General features: G+C 42.5%; 17 protein-coding genes. 11 read left to right on the top strand and 6 right to left on the bottom strand.

Going from position 1 to position 20,978, the window contains the following annotated elements:
• Nucleotides 1-111: 111 nt before the first annotated feature.
• The 3 genes from D3P12_RS04950 to D3P12_RS04940 are packed head-to-tail and all read left to right on the top strand — an operon-like array spanning nucleotide 112 to nucleotide 2,941.
• Nucleotides 112-1,236, top strand: coding sequence for a Re/Si-specific NAD(P)(+) transhydrogenase subunit alpha (locus D3P12_RS04950; RefSeq protein ID WP_118193961.1), 1,125 nt, complete (start codon nucleotides 112-114; stop codon nucleotides 1,234-1,236).
• A 16-nt stretch (nucleotides 1,237-1,252) separates the two neighbouring features.
• Nucleotides 1,253-1,540, top strand: coding sequence for an NAD(P) transhydrogenase subunit alpha (locus D3P12_RS04945; protein ID WP_118193960.1), 288 nt, complete (start codon nucleotides 1,253-1,255; stop codon nucleotides 1,538-1,540).
• Nucleotides 1,541-1,549: 9 nt separating this feature from the next.
• The gene (locus D3P12_RS04940) at nucleotides 1,550-2,941 is read left to right on the top strand and encodes an NAD(P)(+) transhydrogenase (Re/Si-specific) subunit beta (RefSeq protein WP_245977390.1); all 1,392 of its coding nucleotides are present in this window, start codon (nucleotides 1,550-1,552) and stop codon (nucleotides 2,939-2,941) included.
• A 22-nt stretch (nucleotides 2,942-2,963) separates the two neighbouring features.
• Here the strand turns inward: D3P12_RS04940 and D3P12_RS04935 are convergent, their stop codons facing one another.
• The 5 genes from D3P12_RS04935 to D3P12_RS04915 all read right to left on the bottom strand — a co-directional run bounded on the left by D3P12_RS04935 (nucleotide 2,964) and on the right by D3P12_RS04915 (nucleotide 9,829).
• The gene (locus tag D3P12_RS04935) at nucleotides 2,964-6,041 is read right to left on the bottom strand and encodes an SbcC/MukB-like Walker B domain-containing protein (protein ID WP_118193958.1); all 3,078 of its coding nucleotides are present in this window, start codon (nucleotides 6,039-6,041) and stop codon (nucleotides 2,964-2,966) included.
• Entirely contained in the window at nucleotides 6,038-7,261 is a 1,224-nt protein-coding gene (locus tag D3P12_RS04930; RefSeq protein WP_118193957.1) for a metallophosphoesterase family protein, read from the bottom strand. The genes D3P12_RS04935 and D3P12_RS04930 overlap by 4 nt, the downstream gene beginning before the upstream one ends.
• A gap of 126 nt (nucleotides 7,262-7,387) precedes the next feature.
• The gene (locus D3P12_RS04925) at nucleotides 7,388-7,966 is read right to left on the bottom strand and encodes a YceI family protein (RefSeq protein ID WP_118193956.1); all 579 of its coding nucleotides are present in this window, start codon (nucleotides 7,964-7,966) and stop codon (nucleotides 7,388-7,390) included.
• 116 nt (nucleotides 7,967-8,082) lie between these two features.
• Nucleotides 8,083-9,090 carry a GlxA family transcriptional regulator gene (locus D3P12_RS04920; protein WP_118193955.1) on the bottom strand — a complete coding sequence of 336 codons (1,008 nt, stop codon included), beginning with the start codon at nucleotides 9,088-9,090 and terminating at the stop codon, nucleotides 8,083-8,085.
• Nucleotides 9,091-9,199: 109 nt separating this feature from the next.
• Nucleotides 9,200-9,829, bottom strand: coding sequence for a trimeric intracellular cation channel family protein (locus tag D3P12_RS04915; protein WP_118193954.1), 630 nt, complete (start codon nucleotides 9,827-9,829; stop codon nucleotides 9,200-9,202).
• A 168-nt stretch (nucleotides 9,830-9,997) separates the two neighbouring features.
• Between D3P12_RS04915 and D3P12_RS04910 the strand changes: the two genes are divergently transcribed.
• The 5 genes from D3P12_RS04910 to D3P12_RS04890 are packed head-to-tail and all read left to right on the top strand — an operon-like array spanning nucleotide 9,998 to nucleotide 16,604.
• Nucleotides 9,998-12,286, top strand: a complete 2,289-nt coding sequence (locus tag D3P12_RS04910) for a DUF7133 domain-containing protein (protein ID WP_118193953.1) — start codon at nucleotides 9,998-10,000, stop codon at nucleotides 12,284-12,286.
• A 48-nt stretch (nucleotides 12,287-12,334) separates the two neighbouring features.
• Entirely contained in the window at nucleotides 12,335-14,062 is a 1,728-nt protein-coding gene (locus D3P12_RS04905) for an FAD-dependent oxidoreductase (protein ID WP_118193952.1), read from the top strand.
• Nucleotides 14,063-14,085: 23 nt separating this feature from the next.
• Nucleotides 14,086-14,733 carry an NAD(P)H-binding protein gene (locus tag D3P12_RS04900; RefSeq protein WP_118193951.1) on the top strand — a complete coding sequence of 216 codons (648 nt, stop codon included), beginning with the start codon at nucleotides 14,086-14,088 and terminating at the stop codon, nucleotides 14,731-14,733.
• Between the two features lie 54 nt (nucleotides 14,734-14,787).
• The gene (locus tag D3P12_RS04895) at nucleotides 14,788-15,288 is read left to right on the top strand and encodes a GNAT family N-acetyltransferase (protein ID WP_118193950.1); all 501 of its coding nucleotides are present in this window, start codon (nucleotides 14,788-14,790) and stop codon (nucleotides 15,286-15,288) included.
• Nucleotides 15,289-15,314: 26 nt separating this feature from the next.
• On the top strand, nucleotides 15,315-16,604 hold the full coding sequence (locus D3P12_RS04890; RefSeq protein ID WP_118193949.1) for a GDSL-type esterase/lipase family protein: 1,290 nt from the start codon (nucleotides 15,315-15,317) through the stop codon (nucleotides 16,602-16,604).
• A 4-nt stretch (nucleotides 16,605-16,608) separates the two neighbouring features.
• On the opposite strand, the gene D3P12_RS04885 is transcribed toward D3P12_RS04890, so the two are convergent.
• Nucleotides 16,609-17,739, bottom strand: coding sequence for an NAD(P)-binding domain-containing protein (locus tag D3P12_RS04885; protein ID WP_118193948.1), 1,131 nt, complete (start codon nucleotides 17,737-17,739; stop codon nucleotides 16,609-16,611).
• A 1,151-nt stretch (nucleotides 17,740-18,890) separates the two neighbouring features.
• Here D3P12_RS04885 and D3P12_RS15305 point away from each other — a divergent pair.
• The 3 genes from D3P12_RS15305 (at nucleotide 18,891) to D3P12_RS04875 (ending at nucleotide 20,859) form a co-directional block, all read left to right on the top strand.
• Complete coding sequence (locus D3P12_RS15305) at nucleotides 18,891-19,091, top strand: hypothetical protein (RefSeq protein WP_157970250.1); 201 nt, start codon at nucleotides 18,891-18,893, stop codon at nucleotides 19,089-19,091.
• Between the two features lie 185 nt (nucleotides 19,092-19,276).
• A complete protein-coding gene (locus D3P12_RS04880) occupies nucleotides 19,277-19,597 on the top strand; it encodes a helix-turn-helix domain-containing protein (protein ID WP_118193947.1) in 321 nt (106 codons plus the stop codon).
• The gene (locus tag D3P12_RS04875; protein ID WP_118193946.1) at nucleotides 19,597-20,859 is read left to right on the top strand and encodes a type II toxin-antitoxin system HipA family toxin; all 1,263 of its coding nucleotides are present in this window, start codon (nucleotides 19,597-19,599) and stop codon (nucleotides 20,857-20,859) included. Before D3P12_RS04880 ends, D3P12_RS04875 begins: the two co-directional genes overlap by 1 nt.
• The last annotated feature ends 119 nt before the right edge of the window (nucleotides 20,860-20,978 follow it).

The raw sequence follows: 20,978 nt of genomic DNA, 5'->3' as shown, positions 1-20,978 counted from the left end.
TTATTATTGGCTTTTGATTTAAATATATTAATTAATATTCTATATTTGCCGATTGCAACATTTCAGATGCAATTGGTTCGTTGTAAAAAATATTTATAATCCGAAAGAATAATGATCCTAGGGGTACTTAAAGAAACCAAAGAAAAAGAAAGACGCGTAGCGCTCAGTCCGGAGATAGTTAAACTTCTCCTCAAGAAAGAATTCCAGATCCAAGTCGAAAGTGGAGCTGGTGTCGCTTCAAATTTTAGCGACGAAGACTATAAAGTAGCTGGAGCACAAATCGTTTCGAAGAGTGATATCTTTAATTCAGATGTCATTCTTAAGGTCAACGCGCCTACTCTTGAGGAGGCATCACAATTTAAAAACGGCTCGGTCAGCATTTCTCTTTTATACCCCTATACACAACCGGAACTGCTGGAAACTTTCAATTCGCGACAAATAAGCTCTTTTGCGATGGATGCTGTGCCTCGCATATCTCGCGCCCAAAAGATGGACGCACTAAGTTCACAGGCTAACTTAGCGGGTTACAAAGCCGTGATTATGGGTGCAAATGCTTTAGGCAAAATCTTTCCACTCATGATGACAGCCGCGGGAACCATCACTCCGGCCAAAGTGCTTATTTTCGGTGCTGGCGTCGCGGGTCTACAAGCAATCGCTACCGCGAAGCGCCTGGGGGCAGTCGTAGAAGTATCCGACGTGCGACCAGAAACAAAAGAACAGGTGGAGTCTTTAGGTGGCCGTTTCCTCGTTGTTGAATCGGCGGAAGAAGTAAAAACAGAAGGTGGTTACGCAAAAGAAGTATCGCAAGAGTTTCTCGCAAAACAACAACAACTGATTCAAGAAAAAATCAAAGACGCTGACCTGGTGATAACCACAGCGCTCGTTATGGGCAAGAAATCACCAATCCTGGTTACCGAAGAAATGGTTAAATCTATGAAAGCGGGCTCCGTTATCGTAGATATGGCAGTCGAATCAGGTGGGAACTGTGAAATATCAGAATTTAATCAGATTGTAGAAAAGCATGGGGTAACGATTATTGGCGAGTCAAACCTCCCATCCCTCCTACCTGTGAATGCAAGCCAATTGTATGCAGTCAACTTAAGCACCCTTCTTTTACACCTTGCCGATAAAGAAGGATTTAAGTGGGAGCTAGAAGAAGAAATCACCAAGGGGGCTTTGATTACACATCAAGGACAATTAGTACATGAGTTCACAAAATCTATTTTATCTAAATAAATCAAAATCATAAATTATGTCTGCTGATAGTTTTATCATTTTATTGTACATATTGATACTAGCCAGTTATCTTGGCTTTGAACTAATAAACAAGGTTCCACCAACCCTCCACACACCGCTCATGTCGGGATCCAATGCCATCTCCGGAATTACCATCGTGGGTGCTATCATAGCGTGTAATGAGTTAGGCTATGTGTCAGTAAGTAAGTGGTTGGGAATGGTGGCTCTTATTCTTGCAACCATCAACGTCGTAGGTGGTTATGCCGTAACGGATAGAATGTTGAAAATGTTCAAGAAAAAATAAGACCTGAAAATGAACGTCATTATACAAATATCTTATCTCGTCGCGTCTATATTGTTTATAGCGGGGATAAAAATGTTAGGCCGCACAAAAAGTGCGCGAAAAGGAAACGTCATATCTGCGACGGGTATGTTCATCGCAATACTCGCAACCGTTGTCCAAGTAGAAGCCATCAGTCTTATCGACATTTTGATATGTGTTATCATCGGCTCAGCAATCGGTCTGACCATCGCTTTCAAGGTTCAAATGACCAAAGTGCCAGAAATGGTCGCTCTCTTCAATGGTTTTGGAGGTTTGGCCTCATTGACAGTTGCTCTTTCTGACTTTTGGCTAAATACGCAAGAGCGTGGCCTGGATGTAGACATGGTTACGGGCATCAGTGTCGCACTAAGTGTCTTAATTGGGGGTATTACCTTCACAGGATCCATAGTTGCATTTATGAAGCTTGCAGGAAAAATATCTGGTCGGGCAATTATGTTCACCGGACAGCATTTGCTAAATCTAATCCTCCTAATCTTATCTGTTGCTGTCACGGTATTTGCTTTGACCGATTTCTCAAACCCCAATTACATGATCATCTTAGGGGTATTATCGTTAATTTTAGGTGTACTTGTAGTGATTCCAATTGGTGGTGCCGATATGCCCGTAGTGATATCTTTATTGAATTCATACTCAGGTATGGCTGCTTGTGCTACGGGTTTCGTCCTAAATAATAATGTCCTTATCGTATCAGGTGCACTCGTTGGTGCATCCGGAATTATCCTTACTCAAATTATGTGTAAGGCAATGAACCGCTCCTTAGCTAATGTATTACTTGGCGGGTTTGGACAAACCTCAGCGGGCGGAGGAGCGCAAGATAGCGGTTCCGACATTGTTGTAAAAGAAGTTGGAGTTGAAGAAGCAGCGCAGATTTTTGATTCCGTGTCATCATTGATCATCGTTCCCGGTTATGGTATGGCGGTTGCTCAAGCACAACATACAATCCGAGAGCTAAGCGAGCTATGTGAAAAGAATGGTGTCAACGTTCGTTTTGCTATCCACCCCGTCGCTGGCCGGATGCCCGGGCACATGAATGTTCTCCTGGCAGAAGCAAATATTTCTTATGATAAGCTAATTGAAATGGATGAAATCAACGATGATTTTGGAAATACAGACCTGGTATTTGTCGTTGGTGCGAATGATGTAGTGAACCCAGCTGCTAAAACCAACCCTAACAGCCCAATCTTCGGAATGCCCGTATTGAATGTTGAAAAGGCACAGACGGTAATTGTCAGCAAGCGGAGCATGGGGAAAGGGTATGCAGGTATCGAAAATGAACTATTTGGTGCAGACAATTGTCTCATGTTGTTTGGCGATGCTAAACAAACCATCACAAAATTAGTAGGCGAGTTAAAGGAATTATAATTCCTTTAACTCGTTATCAAAGCTATCCCCAGCTCCCTGAAATCAGGCTGCCTCGGACAGGGTCATTCCGTACATTTAAGCAAACGTCTATTTCCTGCTGTAATTCCTCCACATGTGATATCACGCCAACCATTCGATTTTCTTTGCGAAGGGTTTTAAGTGTCGCTAACGCCGTTTGTAGTGCCTCACGGTCTAAAGAGCCGAAACCCTCATCGAGAAAAAAGAAATTTTGTTTAGACTTGTTCTGCTGCTGCACACTTTGCGCTAAAGCCAAGGCCAATGACAATGACGCCTGAAAGGTCTGTCCACCCGAGAGCGTCTTTATACTTCGGACGCGACCGTTATTAAGAAAATCACGTACTTGAAAGTTATTGTTGCTATCGACCTCAAGTTGCAATTGCTGGTTGGTCAGCTTATAAAATCGCTTATTGGCTTCATGACAGAGATTCTGAAGGTAAACGCTGGAAATATAACTTACAAAACCACTCCCTTTAAAAAGTTTCTTTAAGAGGTCGAGGTTTCCAGCACGCTTTTCAAGCTGCCCCATCGCCGCCGCCAACTCCTTCTTTTTGGCAAAATCAGACCGCTCTCTATCAAATACAGAAAGCTCCTTGATATATTGCGTATGCTCCTCCTCAAGCTTTTCCTGAATCTGTGCTGTCACACGCTGAAGGTCCAAAAAACGCTCATTATCGAAGCGAATATCGCCTAATATCCCTGTTATCTTCTCCAATTGTTTTCGAATGGAATAAACTGTCTGCCGGTAGTCAGACGTTTCCTTTTTTATTGACTCAGCATCCAGGGTCTGACTCAAAATATTCTTAACTGATTCAAAAGTGTCAAAAGGTGATTTGTCTAGGATATCATGTAACTCACGATTTAAATATGAATTTTTATCAGAAAGGTCACTCATTGCCTTCATCAGAAACTCGGACTGTTCCTGAACGCCGATTAGCTCTGCATTCAACCGATCCCTTTTATCGACACGCTGTTCATATCGAACAGCATTGTCTTCTATCTTCCTTTTCAATATAGCTATCTTCTCCTGCAATTGAGCCTCCTCAAAACCAGCACCTTCTTCCACGCGTAAGCGCCTAAGACTCGATTGAAGGGTTGCATGCTCAGTCCGCATACCAATTATATCCTGCGTAAAACCCTGTACAGCTTTTTCATACTTTCCATGGTTTACTCGCAAAATTTCGATCTCACTCTCCAATGTCCGCTCAAATTTCTCCGCATCGCTGATTTGTGTCTGAAGCGCCCTCGCCTGCTCATAAGCCTTCTTCAACTGATCGGGCTTATCTTCAGAAAATCCATTCCATTTAAAGAGTTGACGATGGTCAGCCAACAGCGTCATCGTCTTATCTACATCAAGCTCAATGTCCTCAATTGTTTTTAACGAACGCACCAAATTTTGTTTGAGGTACGATAAGTCGGCTATCAACTTTCCGAGTGCCAGATCCTTTTCTTTCAAATTCATCAACCTTATTTCCTGTTCACTCAAATGTTCCTCAACATCCTCAATTTCTATAATATGTGGGTGATCTACTGAACCACATAACATGCAAGCTTCCCCATTTTTCAAAACAGTAGCAAATTCTCCCAATTTGGTCTGTAAGCGAAGATGATCTATCTGTTCTTGCACAAGCTTTTGCTCTTTCAGAAGTTTCATTCGCAGAGAACTCATCGCGTCTGAGTGGAAATCGGGGGCTTCACCAATATCAATACCTACTAACAAGGGGTCAGCTGTTTGGTTCTCAATTTTCTTCACCAGCAACTCTGCTTCATCCTGCTCATGTTTTAACTTGGCTCTTAGCTCTGTCGCCTTCTGTCCCAAGGTGTCTTTTCTATCATACCAGCTCTGCAACGCTGATAGCTCCATCATATCTGGAAGAGCCGATTGCTTTTCTCGTTTTTCCGCTTTTAAAGACTCATAAGTTTGTTGTTTCTCTCCTAATTCCCGAAAAGTATTTTGAACATGAATTTCACCTGATTCGATCCTATTTTGAATCTGACCCAAACTCTTTTCTAGCGAATTGATCCGGATAAAAGACGTGTAGTCGAAAACCTGATCTTTATACTCTTCTTGTCGCATATACTCAGCATGCGCAGCCTCTAGTTCTTGTTTGACTAATAAGAGGGACTCCTCGATCTCTTTCTTTTTCTGTTGCGCCTGATCGACCTGCTGCACATAGTGCCTTAACGAGGACTCAAACTCTTCCCTACGGCTCAACTTATCCTTAAAATGGATAATGCAATATTCATAATCTTTTACTTTCTTTTCGAGTTCCAGCACATTTTCTTCCCGACCAAGAAGTTCATCTAGCTCCTTTTGCAATTCATCTTTCTGATCAAACTGCCTCTTTTGCAAGGTCAGAGCTTCCAGTTCTTTCGTTTTTTTATGAAGTATTTCCCGCTGTTCCTTCAAGGATGTTTCGATTTGTCTAAGGCGAAGCTCCTTTTCATCTAAATAAGCTTTTTCAATCGACTCAAACTGTAGCAATTGCCCTTGTAGAACATGAATTGCGTCCTTATTCTTTCTTTCCAGATTCGCTGTTTGATGAAAAAACTCATACTTGGATAAATCAAATATCTCTTTCAACATATCGGTACGTGCCTTATCACCTAACTGAAGAAACTCCTGGAACTTCCCCTGTGGTATGATGATTGTCCGTCTAAAATTTACATAACTTAAGCCCAATACTTCTTCAGCTGATTTTAAATCCAGCGGCACCCACTGCCCCCCTTCCAGTTTATAAGAACTTCTCTCAAAAGTGCCTACTTTCGTAAAATCCTTTCCATGCCTTTTTCCTCGAACAGTGAAGCGATAAATAAAGTCGTCATAGTTTTTAAACTGAAAATCAATCCACAGCTCGTTAGACTTCAAATTCATCATATTGTAACTGCGGTTGTCAGCCCGATTCATTCGCTCCGTTTCTCCATACAGGGCAAAAGCCATTGCCTCTAAAATTGATGACTTTCCTGAACCGACAGAACCAAAAATCCCAAAAATCTGTCCAGCCAAAAGCTTATCAAACTCGACAATCTGCTCCTCCTGGTATGAATACATGCCTTTAATTATAATGGAAATAGGTATCATTCTTCGTTCTGTTCTGATCTGACTTCTTTAAACAATTCAAACAGCTCCTGATTTATCTCATGGCCAATTTGGTACCGAAAATATTGCTTGAATAATTCATCCACACTTTTTTGCAAATCCACAACTTGTTCATCATGTTCAAATTGTGCCTTATTCTTTATCTCCGGAATCAAGGTAATGATGCCATCATGCGCCTGGAATAAACGGCGCCTATCTTCTGAAGATATATAATCGTCACTAACCAACGTCAGTTCAACAAGGGAGTCTGGATGATCATACAACCAATTTAATGCCTCGTCGGTACTGGCAAAGCGTTTTCGTTGTAATGTACGCCCTTCAGTTAATCCTCTTTTCCGATAATCTACAGGCTTTCCTGGTTGAGCATCCAGAATAACAACAAATTTTTCCTGTCCTGCCTCCGCAAAGCTGTAGCTCAATGGACTGCTGCTGTAAACCATCGGACATGGCGTGTCATCAATTTTCTGGTAGCGGTGAAGATGGCCTAACGCTACATACTGAATTTGTGAAGGAATATTTTTCGAGAAAACTGCTTGCGCCCCTCCAATGTGAAGGATCGGCTTTTCATCTTCCGGTTCCACAGGTGGTGGCGCGCCCTCTTTCATCAGAAACAAATGCATCATCATGATATTCACACCCTTATCATCACAATATCTATCAGCAATGCCTTTCCACTGTTTCTCCAATATGCTCCGCAGTTCAGCTTCGGCATCTTCCTGACCCAAAAAGACCCTCATACGGTATTCATTGGCATAAGGGGTTAGTAACAACCGTAATTTAGCCTCATACCTTGGAAGCTTCACCTCAATAAAGCCAGGTTCGCTCCGAGTGATACAAATCCCCGACTCGAGCTCGCACGGCGCTACAGTTGAGTCAGGGTAACCAATAAATAAAATCCCATTTTCTTTCGCCAAGGGGTCAGGTGCCTCAATCCGATCAGGGGAATCGTGATTCCCGGCAATAGCCACAACGAGCCGCTGCCCCTGGTTTGTCAGCCTCTTAAGCGTCCGATAGAATAGCTCAACTGCCTCCGTTGAGGGGTTATAGTTATCAAAAAGATCGCCAGCGATAAGCACGACATCTACATCCTCTTCTTCCGCTATTCCGACAATTTCATTTAAAACACGTCTCTGTTCATCTAAGCGCGAAAATTTTTCCAATCGCTTTCCCAAGTGCCAATCTGCGGTGTGAAGTATCTTCATGTTCGATTATTCCTGAACATGTAAAATAAAGCATTTTTATTGAGATCCCTAAGAAGAGAGATCATGCTCAAAATAAAAAAAGCAGACCATCGCTGATCTGCTTCTTAAAGATATAGTTTGTTAATATTATTGTTTATGACCGAACTCACCGTCTGCTTTAATGGTTACTTCATCACTAATCATTGGTGCAGGAAAGCCTGACCCCATATTAAAGTCAGAACGTTTAATCTCACCCGTAATCTGAATACCAGCTACTGGCGCACCATTTGCATTTGGATTTTCAGTGGTTCCACGATATTCCATCGTCATAGTCACTGGTTTTGTCACACCCACCAAGGTTAAATCACCTTTAAGGGTATATTTATTTTTCCCAGCTTTTTTAATGGAAGTGCTCTTAAAGGTCATCGTCGGATGTTTTTCAACATCAAAGAAGTCTGCGCTTCTCAAGTGATCGTCTCTTTGACCTACTCTTGTGTCTACCGATTTTGTTTGAACAGTCAATTCTACAACTGCATCGCTAAAATCTTCTTTTGATGAAGTGATTGTTACATCATATTCACCAAAATGACCCGGTACATCAGCAATTCCTAAGTGAGTTACTGTAAAACCTAGTTTCGAATGGTATGGATCTGCCGTCCAAGTTGTTTGTGCAAATACGCCTACTGACACAAACAAGAATGTTAAAAATAAAGTTACTTTTTTCATTTTTTATTGTTTTAAGATTAAATACTTTTTCCACGTTAAATTTAAAACAAAGATAAAGATCAATATAAACAAGGCGCTTAACCTATGTTAACAAATCAAAAAGCAACCATTTTTTTCTATCGCAGCGTAGCATGGTTACTCGGAGAGACCCATTTCAGCTCCCGATACTTGTTCCGGTAATCAACTGGTGACATACCAGCAAACTTTTTAAATACCTCCCTGAAAGCTTTGGAGTCGGAATACCCTACATGAAACATAACCTCATTCACATTAGGCATACCCGCTTCAAATTGTTTCTTCGCCACTTCCATCTTTACGCGCTGAGCATATTCGACAACGGTATTACCCGTCGCCTTTTTAAACCTCCGTTCAAAGGTTCGCCTCCCGATCGCCAGCCGATTGCATAGCATCTCAATCGTAATCTTATCTTGATAATTTCCTTCAATATACTCTTGTGCCTGCAGTATACCTTGGTCATTATGACCTTTCTGGCCAGAAAAGATAATAAAGGGGGATTGGCTATTCCGATCAATGTCAATCTCAAATACCTTCGATTGCAGAATTGCAATCTTCCGACCAGCTAGTTTTTCGATTAAATAGAGATTTAAATTGAGCGAAGAATAAGCACCCCCGCTCGTGTAGATACCCTTCTCATCGGTTATGATTTTCTCATTCAATAGTTCAACCTTGGGGAACATTGCTTTAAACTCCTCGCTCGCCATCCAGTGTGTTGTACAGTGCTTGCCGTTTAATAAGCCCGTACTTGCAAGCAAAAAAGCACCAATGCAAAGACTTGCAATTTCAGCACCTTTCTCATATTGTTCTTTAATCCATGGTATAAATGCCCTATTATCTTTAACAACTTGCTCGTAGTCACCATGAATTGCAGGGATAATAATCAAGTCCGTCCGCTCTACTTCAACTATCGTCCTATCCGGAGAAACGGTAAAAATACCATTGCTCGTCCGCCCCTCATTGCTAGCAGCCACCAGCTCAACCCGAAACCTAGCCTCTTCTCCTTGCTCCATTAGAAAAGAATTAGCCATCGTAAACATTTTGTGGGTTGCCTCTAGATTACTAATGCTCGTATCACCTTTAGGCAATAATAAAGATACATGTATCATTTTTTATATTTAGGTTTGAACCATTAAGCTCAATTCAGTAAAATGGTATAACAAATATACAGCATTTAGTAATAACGAAATAAGGGGTATATTTATGACAGCCGTCTATTTATTTTTTATTCGTTCCGAAGGTCGGTAAGTTCCAATGATAATGAAGGCTCATAAACCGCATACCGAAACAGAAAATCAAAGCAACGATCGATATAATATCAATATCATAACCCAGGTGTGTGCCCAACACCACAATACCCGCACCCACCATCGCTGCAGATGCATAGATCTCCCGCTTCAAAATGATCGGCACCCTTCCCAATAATACATCCCTCAACACACCGCCACCTACCGCGGTTGTAATTCCCAACAGGATGGCTACTTCATAATTGAAGCCAAACGCAAGCACTTTTCGGGCACCCGCAATAGCAAACACCGATAAACCTACCGCATCAAAAACGAGCACCGGATGTGTTAAAATATTAACCCACGAATAAAAAACCATGCTGACAATTGCTGCTATCAGCGCAGTCAGCAGATAAGGGAAATGTGTTAACCCAACCGGTGGTATTGCCCCTATACACAGGTCACGGATAATGCCGCCGCCACAAGCCGTTGTAAATGCAAGTGCGAATATCCCGAAAACATCCAATCCGCGTTGACGAGCAGCAACAGCACCACTAATCGCAAACGCAAAAGTCCCGATCAGATCTAAAATAATGTAAATATTATTTGTCAATTGAGCCATGAGACAAGACAAAAGCTTTTAAAAGTTCCCTAAAATTAACAATTGTTATCGATTTCATCGAACAGACCGCTGTCAAGTAAAAAAAACAAGGATATTTTCTAATTTTTAATTTAATTTTATACATTGTTTACGTAAACGAAACAAACAAAGAACTAAAGGAAACCTTTTATGATAAAGCACATTGCAGGACTAATCTTGATTATGCTTTTTTTTAGCTGTCGTTCTGACATCAACGGAGACCAACAAATCCCGCTTGACTCTGCAGAAATCCAACGTATTATAACCGATGCTCCCGAGCTTGATCCTGAAGAAGCGATCCGCGCCATGGTAGTCGAAGAGGGCTTCGAGGTCAAATTAGTCGCATCCGAACCCTTAATCAGCTCGCCGGTTGCGATGAATTTCGATTCAAAAGGCAGGATATGGGTTGTGGAAATGAACAATTATATGCCCGATGCGGATGGTACTGGAGAAGAAGAAGCAGGCGGGAAAATTGTCATCTTGGAGGATACGAACCAAGACTTGAAAATGGACTCCCGAACGGTCTTTTTAGACTCTCTAGTTCTACCGCGTGCACTCTGCTTGGTTGGTGGTGGAATTCTCGTTGCCGAACCTCCCTACCTATGGTATTATCAAATCGAAAATGATAAACCCATCAACAAACAACTGATCGATTCCGCTTATACTGAAGGCGGCAATGTGGAAGCTCAGTCCAACGGCCTGTATCGTGCAATGGACAACTGGATCTATAGCAGCGGCTCGCAAAAAAGATATCGTAAAGTTGGTGAGGAATGGCTCACAGATACAACACACCTAAGAGGACAATGGGGTATATCTCAAGATGATCAAGGCCGACTGTACTACAACAATAACTCGCAGAATATTCTTGGGGATTTTTTCCTTCCATCGCTCGGCGCAGCAAATCCTGATCAGCGAACCGTTTCCGGCTTCAACGAACGTATCGTACCAGACAAGCGTGTCTTCCCCATCAGACCCACACCAGGTGTAAACAGAGGGTATCAGGATAACGTACTCGACGATAGTCTGCGCCTACGAACCTTTACCGCGGCAAGTGGCCCTATAATCTATAGGGGTGATCTTTTTAAAGACAGTTATTATCAAAACGCATTTGTCGGGGAGCCGGCTGCTAATCTCATTAAACGAAACATCCTTAAAAAAGATGGGTTTACGATTCACGGTGAGCCTGCTTATGAAGGAAAAGAATTTCTTGCAAGTTATGACGAACGCTTCCGCCCCGTGACACTTTATAATGGACCAGACGGAGCCTTATATATTGTCGACATGTACCGGGGCATCATTCAGCATAAACTATTTTTAACAGATTATCTGCGAAGTGAGATTGACAAACGCGATCTCGATCAGCCGATTAACTTGGGAAGAATATACAAAGTGATTCCAAAAGATGCAGATATCAACACCGTAGAATTTCCTGAAAATCCGAAACAGCTGGCACAGCTTCTCAGTCATAAAAACGGTTGGGTAAGAGATCAGGCACAACAAATCATTATTGACAAAAACTACAAGGAACTGGCTCCGGCACTAAGGGACAATCTCCGGAATAAGAAAAACAGCATACTGGCCACTCACTCACTTTGGACCTTGGAAGGTTTGGGCGAACTTCAAACAGTCGATATCCGTGAATTATTAAATTCATCCGAAAGGGAACTGAAAATTCAGGCTTTAACCGCAATGAGCAGTATCTTGGATGAGAATAATGTAAATGATTTTGCAGAAATATTTTCAAATATTATCCAAACACAGGATAGTATCAGTGCAACCTACCTTGCATTCCAACTGGGTCATATCCGATCGGTACAACCCAAACTTGCTCAACAACTACGCGAGGATTTAACAGAAACATTTCCACAGAACCGCTTTATTCTTGACGCAATCATCAGCACCTTAAGCGGCCGTGAAAAATCTATTTACGATAACTTGGGCGAAACAAAGAAAGATACGAGCCTATTGTTTGTTAAAAAGCTTGAGAACATCTTGGCTACAATAGAAAGCAACAAAGCAAATCGTGATATCAATCTCCTTCGAAAAAAATATTCTCGAGGCGTCTCTATCTTCCGTTCTACCTGTCAACCTTGTCACGGTGCAGATGGCAATGGTATCGAGTCGCTAGCCCCTCCTTTAAATAACTCAGATTGGGTTCAAGGCAATAAAGAGCGTCTGATAGCGATCGTTCTTTACGGCCTGCGAGGCCCGATCACCGTTGCCGGCAAATCATACGATCATATTGGCGGCGAAATGCCCGGGATAGGCACAAACATAGACATCGTGGACGAAGACATTTCCCAGCTTCTATCATTTATCAGACAAAACTGGAATAATGATGCACCAGAAATTAGCCGGGAAGAGGTCATAAAAATCAGGAAAAAATATAAGGACCGACAAGAGGCTTTCACGCAGGATGAATTATACCGAATTCAATAATATCGGTATATTCGCTACTACCTAAATATTGAGATATTAAACCAAATCATGAAACGAAGAAATTTTATTGGAGCCATCGGTATCGGAAGCGGCACCTTAGCGGCTTCCCCCTTGTTGGGCTTCACAAAGCACTTAGATAAAGTACATATCCAAACACAAACACAGAAAGGAGAAGAGGTTCTTACAGCAGACGTTGTCATCGCGGGGGGCGGACTGGGCGGTTTTGCGGCTGCCATGTCTGCCCTCAGAAACAATCAGACTGTCGTCCTGACCGAAGAAACAGATTGGATCGGTGGGCAACTTTCACAGCAGGGGGTACCCCCAGATGAACATCAATGGATAGAAAAATTTGGGGGTACACAGCTATATCGCGATTTTAGAAATGCAGTGAGAGCTTATTACGTGCAAAACTATCCTCTAACCGCTGAGGCAAAATCAAACCCTTTACTCAATCCAGGTAGCGGAGGTGTCTCTAGGCTATGCCATGAACCACGAGTGGCTGTTGCGGTCATGAACAATATGCTTGCTCCTTATCTCAGTTCGGCAAAATTGGTTCTCCTACTCGAACACAGAATTATCGCGGCCGATGTAAGGGGCACGCGCGTCAACGGGCTGGTTGCCGAAGACAAAACGGGCAAGAAAAAAACGCTGCAAGCCCCATACTTCGTAGACGCTACAGAGCTGGGCGACTTGCTACCTCTCACCGGAACGGAATATGTAACCGGAACGGAGTCTAAGGAAGAAACGGGCGAACTTCACGCACCGGAGCAAGCCAACCCATCCAACAATCAGGCCTTTACCATGTGTTTTGCGATGGATTACGTGCCCGGTGGCAATCATGTGATCCCAAAACCAAAGGATTATGAATTTTGGCGCAACCATGTTCCTGACTTAACTCCACCCTGGCCTGGAAAGCTTCTAGACCTGCACTATTCTAACCCCCGAACCCTAGAACCCAAAAAGCTGGGCTTCCACCCTGATGGGCGCACTATGAAAGGTGTATTGAATTTATGGAACTACCGCAAAATCATCAATAAAAACAATTTCGCGGAGGGCTTTTACCCAGGCGATGTTACCATCGTCAATTGGCCACAAAACGATTATATGCTGGGTAATATCGTTGATGTTTCCCCTCAGGAACTTGAAAAACACATCGAAGCTTCGAAACAGCTCAGCCTATCACTCTTATATTGGCTGCAGACCGAAGCGCCACGCCCCGATGGAGGCAAGGGATGGCCGGGGCTACGCTTACGAAATGATATTATGGGAACGGATGATGGCATGGCAAAATACCCGTATATCCGCGAATCACGCAGAATCAAAGCGGTTTTTACAGTACTTGAAGAACATGTTGGTCGCGACCAACGCGCTATGACCGCCAAAGAAGGTGAAAATAAAGAAAAGGCAGTATCCTTCTATGATAGTGTTGGAACAGGTTATTACCATATTGACTTGCACCCCAGCAGCGATAAAGTAAACTATGTCGACTTTCATTCCCTCCCCTTTGAAATCCCACTAGGAGCTTTATTGCCTATACGTATGGACAATATTTTACCAGCAAATAAAAATATCGGCACCACCCATATTACCAATGGTTGTTATCGCCTGCATCCGGTAGAATGGAATATCGGGGAATCAGTCGGCATGCTCATCGCATACGCCAAGGAAAACAATGTTTCACCCCGAAAAATACGTGAAGACAAACAGCTTCTAGCTGATTTCCAAAAATTTATACGCTCCCAAGGCATCGAAACTCAATGGCCTGACGAAGTATAATTCTTTTTACGTATTTTTAGGCTATGAAAGCAATTGTCATCGGTGGAACGGGAGCTACGGGAAAGGAATTAGTAACACAGCTATTGAATGATACCCGGTTTAAAGAGGTTACCGCTTTAGTCCGACGACCATATTTCGGCGGACATATCAAATTAAAAGAGATCATTGTCGATTTCGATAAGCTGGAAGAATACATAGACGACATTCAAGGGGATGTGGCTTTTTCATGTCTGGGAACAACATTAAAGGACGCTGGCGGAAAAGAAGCACAATGGCGGGTCGACCATGACTACCAGCTAAAATTTGCCGCTCTTTGCAAGGAAAGCGGGGTTGATAGCTTTATCTTACTATCTGCAGCAGGAGCTGACAGCAAGTCCATGATTTTTTATAACAAAATGAAAGGAACGTTGGAGGAAAGCGTGAAAGCATTGGGCTTTAATAAACTCCTTATTATCCATCCCGGTGCAATTGACCGGCCCAACACGACACGAACAGGCGAAAAATGGATGATAAAAGTTCTCCGGTCACTCAACTCCGTCGGTATCCTAAGAGGTTATGCCGCTATCTCTACCAGGCGCTTAGCTCTTGCGATGATCAATGCCTACTTCAGCTATCAAGAGACATTCAAAATCGTTAATTTAAAGGAAATAAAAAGTATCTCAAAGAGCTGAACCCATCACACCGGCTAGATTTTTTCTTTTAAAGTAGATTATTTATTTTAATTCATGGACATTAGAAAAGCTGAATCCAGCGACATTAAAGACATCATGACGATTGTCAAAAAGGTCGTCCCACTTATGCGGGCAAGTGGCAATTACCAATGGTCAGACGATTACCCTAATCCAGAGGTTTTCCAAGAGGATATCGATAAAGACCAACTATGGGTGGGCATCATGGACTCAAAGGTAGTAAGCGTCATCGCCATCACCAATGAGCAAAGCCCGGAATACAACGATGTAGGTTGGGATCTTAACGAAGATGCTCTCGTTACACATCGACTGGCTGTTGACCCCGACCTACAGGGAGCCGGTTTGGCGAGAACAATGATGAACTATGCTGAAAAGCTAGCCAAAGAACGCGGCATCCATGTCTTACGAGTCGATACCAATAGTGAAAACAAGGCGACTCAAGCGCTTTTCCCCAAGCTAGGCTATGAATATAGTGGTATTATTTCGCTAAGGAAAAACCCAGATCTCCGCTATTTCTGCTACGAGAAAAGAATCTAAGTATTCTGATTTTAATACATTTGAAAATGAAATCCGATGTACTATACAGATTAATAGCCCTTATTACCTGCTTCTTCCTCCTTGCTGCACCTACTTACAGCCAAGATACACATCAGGTAAAACCCACCCATAAAATCATTTATTTCGGCTCGTCAGTTCCAAAAGGTGTCGGAGCAACAAATGAATATGGCTATACAAGTATGTTCACGGATATCCTGAAGCAGCAATCAGCGGCAGGAAAAACTCAATGGGAAACCGTAAACATCAGTATCGGCGGAGACAATACTTTGAAAGTATTGAAGCGATATGAAAAGGATTTCTTACCACAAAAAGGCCAGTATGTCATTTTCGCACTAGCATTAGGGAACGAAGGTATCCATGAACAAGGGGAACCAGTTTTCGACCAGTTTGAACGAAACATGAAAATCCTCATCAACAAAGCCCGATCTCATGGGTATACCCCTGTTGTTACGAACAGCTATACGCGAAACGACTATAACGAAATTGACTACCGATTTATCAAACAGATGAACCTACTGATCCATACCTGGGAGGTGCCCAGCATCAATCTTTTGGGTGCGATCGATGACCTCGCAGGACATTGGACTGACGGCTACTGGGCAGATAGCGCCCATCCAAATGACGCTGGCCATCGTGAAATGGCTTATACCATTCCTCCCTCGTTGTTTGACGCGTTGGAAGTCAATAAACCCTTGCCAAAACGTATTGAAGGATCATCCCTTCATTTTAAAAACAAAGGGCAACGCACCAAGTTGTTCCTATTCAAACCAGAAAACATCGTTCACTCCTTCACCACCTCCATTAACTTTAAAACAGCGCAACCGGGCACGCTAATGTCGTTTCAGACAAGCGGTAAAAACGAAGGACAGAAACAAGGTGTGCTTAGCATCGACGACAAAGGTGCGGTAATATACAGCTCACCAAAGTCCGATAAGATAAGCACGATCAATGTAAATGATAGCCAATGGCACACCCTCACTCTGACGCACTATTACGCCAAAGGTATTACCCTGCTATACATTGATACGGAATTACAAGGAACTGTGGAAGAGCAGCTCATCGCGACGGATTTTCAGATCGGAGGTTCCGATATTCCAAAGAAAATAGCTTATAAAGATTGGCTCTTTTATCGTTCCGGAATGAACCAAGACGAAATTAGCCGTATTGCTGAAGGTCCGCTGTTAAAGTCCAGCCTTGAGCTTTACGCACCACTTGACGGTAAGAAAGTCGAGGTAAATGATCCTTCAATTAATCTCGCCCAGAGCCTCAATACCCTGATTGAGCAACAAAAATGAGTCTTTAATTTTCTAGTCTCTTTTTCAGGCCCAAATGATCCATAAGCTCCTGTGCAGCTGCACGACCGGCACGATTTGCACCAATCGTTGATGCTGATGGGCCGTAGCCAACCAGATGAACCCGGTGATCCTTGGCAACCCGCGTTGCAAGCCGGCCGTCCATCGTAATCCCACCGCTGGGTTCCCTTAGCATTAAAGGCATCAGATGATCTAACGAACTTCGGAAACCGGTACACCAAAGAATCACGTCCACATCCAATGTCCGTCCATCCTCCCACCTCACGCCCTTTCCCGTAATTTCAGCAAACATCGGCTGTCTGTTTAACACTCCCCGCTCCCGCATAGCAATGATCGCTGGGGTTACCGGCAAGCCCGTTACCGACACGACCGAATTTGCTGGCAGTCCCCGCCGTACACGATCTTCCACCATCGCTACAGCCGCGCGCCCGCGTTCAGCATCAAAAGATCCTTCAACAAATTCCGGAGGACGACGCGTTACCCAGGTCGTCTTAGTCACCCGTGAAATCTCATCTAATAACTGAATCGCCGATATTCCCCCACCTACAATCAGCACATGTTTCCCCACAAAATCTTCCGCTACCCTATAATCCCGCGTATGCAGCTGATCTCCTCTAAAAAGCCCCGCACCCGGGTATTCAGGGATATAGGGCTTATCCCAAGTACCTGTAGCATTGATGATACCACGCGCAGAGAAAAAACCCCTGTCTGTTTCTACACGCAACCTACCCTCCCGCTCGCAAACCACGTTGACTTTTACCGGTCGGTATACCGATAGATCGAAGGTCTTCTCGTAGCATTCAAAATAACGCGGTACCGCAATATTGGCATGAACTTCGGGAGCACGACTGTCGGAGATCGTATCTGCAAAAGACATCCCCGGCAGATCATGAATTCGGTTCACCGTACTCAATGTCAACGACGGCCACCGATATTGCCAAGCACCGCCCGGACTGGGCGAACCATCGAATACGATAAAGCCGCGCCCCTGTTGCAAGCCCAAGTTCTTTAAGTGATATGCAGACGACAAGCCCGCCTGGCCAGCCCCAATAACAACAATTTCTGTTTTATAAATCAGTTGAGACGTCGTTTGTCCTGTCTTTTCTTTAGAAGCCATAAGCCATTTCGTTGTGTACAAATATTTGTTCAATATACGGAATTCCGGTCGCAGTCACCCCTAACTCCGGCCGCTACATTTTACTTTAAGTTAAAAATGAACTCTCACCTTATCGCCTGTTAAACCTGAGCTGACGACTCCAAAAACCGTCGCATTTCTTGTATAATTGCGCCTATTTTGCTTTATTTTTCTTCTACTTTCAGACGGACTTTAGTCGGACATTGTTCGGACATTCCTCGGACTTTAGAGGTGTATACACGATTGATCTCCGTTTAATCTACGGCTAACTTCCATTTAATATCCGTCTTAGTAAAAATCAAGGGAAAAACGGGTGTACTCGATGGATTAAAATTTAATTTGAAAGAAATACGAAATAAATCGGGTTGAGCTCAAAATTTAGCTATGATTTTCTTTTTAGGTATCTGACTCAGTTGGAAAGCGTCTACGTCACACAAGACATCGAGGGAATTAATATATAAGTCAATTGAAAAATTGGTCGCATAAAACGTCTCCACTTTTAAATTGCAGTTCCAATTGCGCACGTGCTCCCAAAAGGGCAACAGTTTGAAAATCGGTCTTGCAAAGAGCTCAACTAATTAAGGAAATAATGGAATGCAAAACGTTAGCTGGGGGAGTTAATGGTTTGGTATAGGGAGGATTGCAGGTAACGATAGCTATAAAAATAGTGTTTTTTCATGACATTATTTTTATAGCCTGTTAGGGGACGTTTTTTTTCCAATGCTTGGTAAATATTTAAAGACCTGTCTGCCGACAGGCAGGTTAATAATGCTATCCGAACCATTCGGACAGTTTTTGTTTCTATTTTTTTGAAGTGATTTACTTATTATATCTTGAGCGTTTTTTTTGGTGCCGCTTCCTTTTTGATGTCTTTGTACGATTTCATAAGATTCATTTTAGATTTACTTCCCATAGCGCCCTCGCTGTTACCTTTTTTTGTTGCTGATACATTTTCAATATTTGGAATTGATAAGGGCTTATAAAAGGGAGTACGCGACCGGTTATGCAGTCCGTTCAACTTCCAAATGTTGGTATTTTGCTGTCAAAAAAAGAGAAGGACGGTGATGGTGCGGAAGGAGTTCTAAAGGCTTTTGTGAAGTTCCAATACATAGGAAGCGACACCAAATGGTTAAATGGAATTCCGATGGAGCGGACTCCGTTCCCGATTTCGGGTTGGAAATGCAGTGCTCCTTTCCAGTCACGATAGCTATCAGGGACGGCAAGAGTTAACAGAGTGGAAAGGAGAAATTAGTGATGGTGTCCAAGACTTTTTAGGGAAGCGCTACTGCCCGGAATGCAGCTTTTCGCGGAATGAAGGGGAATATGCTGAGTGAACTCAATAAAAGAATAACGCTTTAAGGGCTAATTATACGCTATAGTGGAAAATATATGTAACACATTTAATTATCCTAAAAGAATACTTTTTTTGGGACAAAATTAAGCTCCATATATTATTTGTTTCAATAACGTAAAATACTATTTACTTTTTTAGGTATATTTGTAAAAAATATTTAACGTTATGCCTAGAAATAGCCTTATACTACTACCTAAAAACCGGAAGCTTTTACAAGCAGTGGGAGAAAATATCAAGTTGGCACGCTTACGCAGGAAACTAACGATGGGTCAGGTTTCAGAGCGGGCAGGGATTTCCCGTCCTACACTTTCTTCCCTAGAAAAAGGAAGTCCTTCAATTTCTTTAGGTATTATTCTCCAGGTTTTATTAGTATTAGGATTGGAGAAGGATATATTGCTTTTGGCCAAAGATGATACATTGGGTAGAAAAATACAGGATGCCGATCTAACCGTTAAAGAACGTGGTCCAAAAAATACCAAGAAATAATGACACAGGAACGAAAAGAAATATTGGTATATGCGCATTGGGATGGAATTGAAGATCCATTCTTAATGGGGAGTTTATATGCTACGCCATCCAGAGGAAAAGAAATATTTTCCTTTGAATATGCTAAAGAATGGTTACAATCGGATTATGCCCAGATCATAGATCCAGATTTACAATTATTCGAAGGAGCCCAGTACCTGACTGATGAGAAATCCAGTTTCGGTATTTTCTTGGATTCCTCACCTGATCGATGGGGTCGAGTTTTAATGATGCGTAAAGAGGCTGCTAAAGCTAGGAAAGAAGAACGCCGGCCTAACACTTTAATGGAATCGGATTACCTACTCGGAGTTTATGATAATAACAGAATGGGAGGACTTCGTTTTAAAACAACGTCCGATGGTGCATTTTTAAATGATGATGAAGCGATGGCCGCACCACCTTTTGCTGCACTTCGGGATCTTGAATTTGCCAGCTTACAACTAGAAAAAGAAGATGCCTCAGAAAATCCGGAATACCTAAAATGGCTTAATATGCTAATGGCACCAGGATCTTCTTTGGGAGGTGCAAGACCCAAGGCAAACATTCGGGATACTGAAGGAAGTTTATGGATTGCTAAATTCCCAAGTCAAAATGATCGTCAGGATATGGGCGCTTGGGAAATGCTTGCCTATCGGCTTGCCATTCAATCTGGTATTGAAATGGCACCGTCAAGGATACAAAAATTCTCACACCATCAACATACATTTCTAACACAACGATTTGATCGTAACAACGCTAGTGCCCGTATTCACTTTGCTTCTGCAATGACCTTATTAGGATATACTGATGGAACGGACTATCAAGATGGGGTTAGTTATTTGGAGCTTGTGGAATTTTTGATGCAGAATGGAACTAACGTTGATAACGATCTAAAAAAATTATGGAGCCGCATTGTTTTTAATATAGCCATATCAAATACCGACGATCATCTTCGCAATCACGGATTCCTTTTGAGGGATTCGGGCTGGATACTTTCGCCGGCTTATGATATTAATCCAACCCCGAATGGTACTGGCTTGAAACTTAATATTTCAGAAACCGATAATGCGTTGGATTTTGACCTTGTACGAGAAGTAGCTCTATATTTTCGGTTAAAAGAAAAAGAGGCCGATGCTATTATCAATACAATTGGTCAGAATGTAGCCCAATGGGAACAAATAGCGACGGATCTGGGTATTCCAAGAAACGAAATGGAGTTAATGAAAAATGCATTTAAGTATTAAGATAGTTCATCCATACTATTTCTTGCTACAAAATGATATCATTTGAAATCAAGGGAAATGTCAAATTGAAAATGGGCTTATTGTGTACTTATTCTGTAATGGGACTAAAAAAGAAAGGC

It is taken from the genome of Pedobacter indicus, assembly GCF_003449035.1.
GTDB lineage: Bacteria > Bacteroidota > Bacteroidia > Sphingobacteriales > Sphingobacteriaceae > Albibacterium > Albibacterium indicum.
This window is presented reverse-complemented; position numbering and strand designations above follow the sequence as displayed.

What these genes read in the sequence shown, in the direction of transcription:
- D3P12_RS15305 (WP_157970250.1), top strand. Translation starts at nt 18,891, where the DNA reads ATGGAATTCCGATGGAGCGGACTCCGTTCCCGATTTCGGGTTGGAAAT.
- D3P12_RS04890 (WP_118193949.1), top strand. Translation starts at nt 15,315, where the DNA reads ATGAAATCCGATGTACTATACAGATTAATAGCCCTTATTACCTGCTTC.
- D3P12_RS04905 (WP_118193952.1), top strand. Translation starts at nt 12,335, where the DNA reads ATGAAACGAAGAAATTTTATTGGAGCCATCGGTATCGGAAGCGGCACC.
- D3P12_RS04915 (WP_118193954.1), bottom strand. Translation starts at nt 9,829, where the DNA reads ATGGCTCAATTGACAAATAATATTTACATTATTTTAGATCTGATCGGG.
- D3P12_RS04910 (WP_118193953.1), top strand. Translation starts at nt 9,998, where the DNA reads ATGATAAAGCACATTGCAGGACTAATCTTGATTATGCTTTTTTTTAGC.
- D3P12_RS04875 (WP_118193946.1), top strand. Translation starts at nt 19,597, where the DNA reads ATGACACAGGAACGAAAAGAAATATTGGTATATGCGCATTGGGATGGA.
- D3P12_RS04940 (WP_245977390.1), top strand. Translation starts at nt 1,550, where the DNA reads ATGAACGTCATTATACAAATATCTTATCTCGTCGCGTCTATATTGTTT.
- D3P12_RS04950 (WP_118193961.1), top strand. Translation starts at nt 112, where the DNA reads ATGATCCTAGGGGTACTTAAAGAAACCAAAGAAAAAGAAAGACGCGTA.
- D3P12_RS04930 (WP_118193957.1), bottom strand. Translation starts at nt 7,261, where the DNA reads ATGAAGATACTTCACACCGCAGATTGGCACTTGGGAAAGCGATTGGAA.
- D3P12_RS04895 (WP_118193950.1), top strand. Translation starts at nt 14,788, where the DNA reads ATGGACATTAGAAAAGCTGAATCCAGCGACATTAAAGACATCATGACG.
- D3P12_RS04885 (WP_118193948.1), bottom strand. Translation starts at nt 17,739, where the DNA reads ATGGCTTCTAAAGAAAAGACAGGACAAACGACGTCTCAACTGATTTAT.
- D3P12_RS04920 (WP_118193955.1), bottom strand. Translation starts at nt 9,090, where the DNA reads ATGATACATGTATCTTTATTATTGCCTAAAGGTGATACGAGCATTAGT.
- D3P12_RS04900 (WP_118193951.1), top strand. Translation starts at nt 14,086, where the DNA reads ATGAAAGCAATTGTCATCGGTGGAACGGGAGCTACGGGAAAGGAATTA.
- D3P12_RS04945 (WP_118193960.1), top strand. Translation starts at nt 1,253, where the DNA reads ATGTCTGCTGATAGTTTTATCATTTTATTGTACATATTGATACTAGCC.
- D3P12_RS04925 (WP_118193956.1), bottom strand. Translation starts at nt 7,966, where the DNA reads ATGAAAAAAGTAACTTTATTTTTAACATTCTTGTTTGTGTCAGTAGGC.
- D3P12_RS04935 (WP_118193958.1), bottom strand. Translation starts at nt 6,041, where the DNA reads ATGATACCTATTTCCATTATAATTAAAGGCATGTATTCATACCAGGAG.
- D3P12_RS04880 (WP_118193947.1), top strand. Translation starts at nt 19,277, where the DNA reads ATGCCTAGAAATAGCCTTATACTACTACCTAAAAACCGGAAGCTTTTA.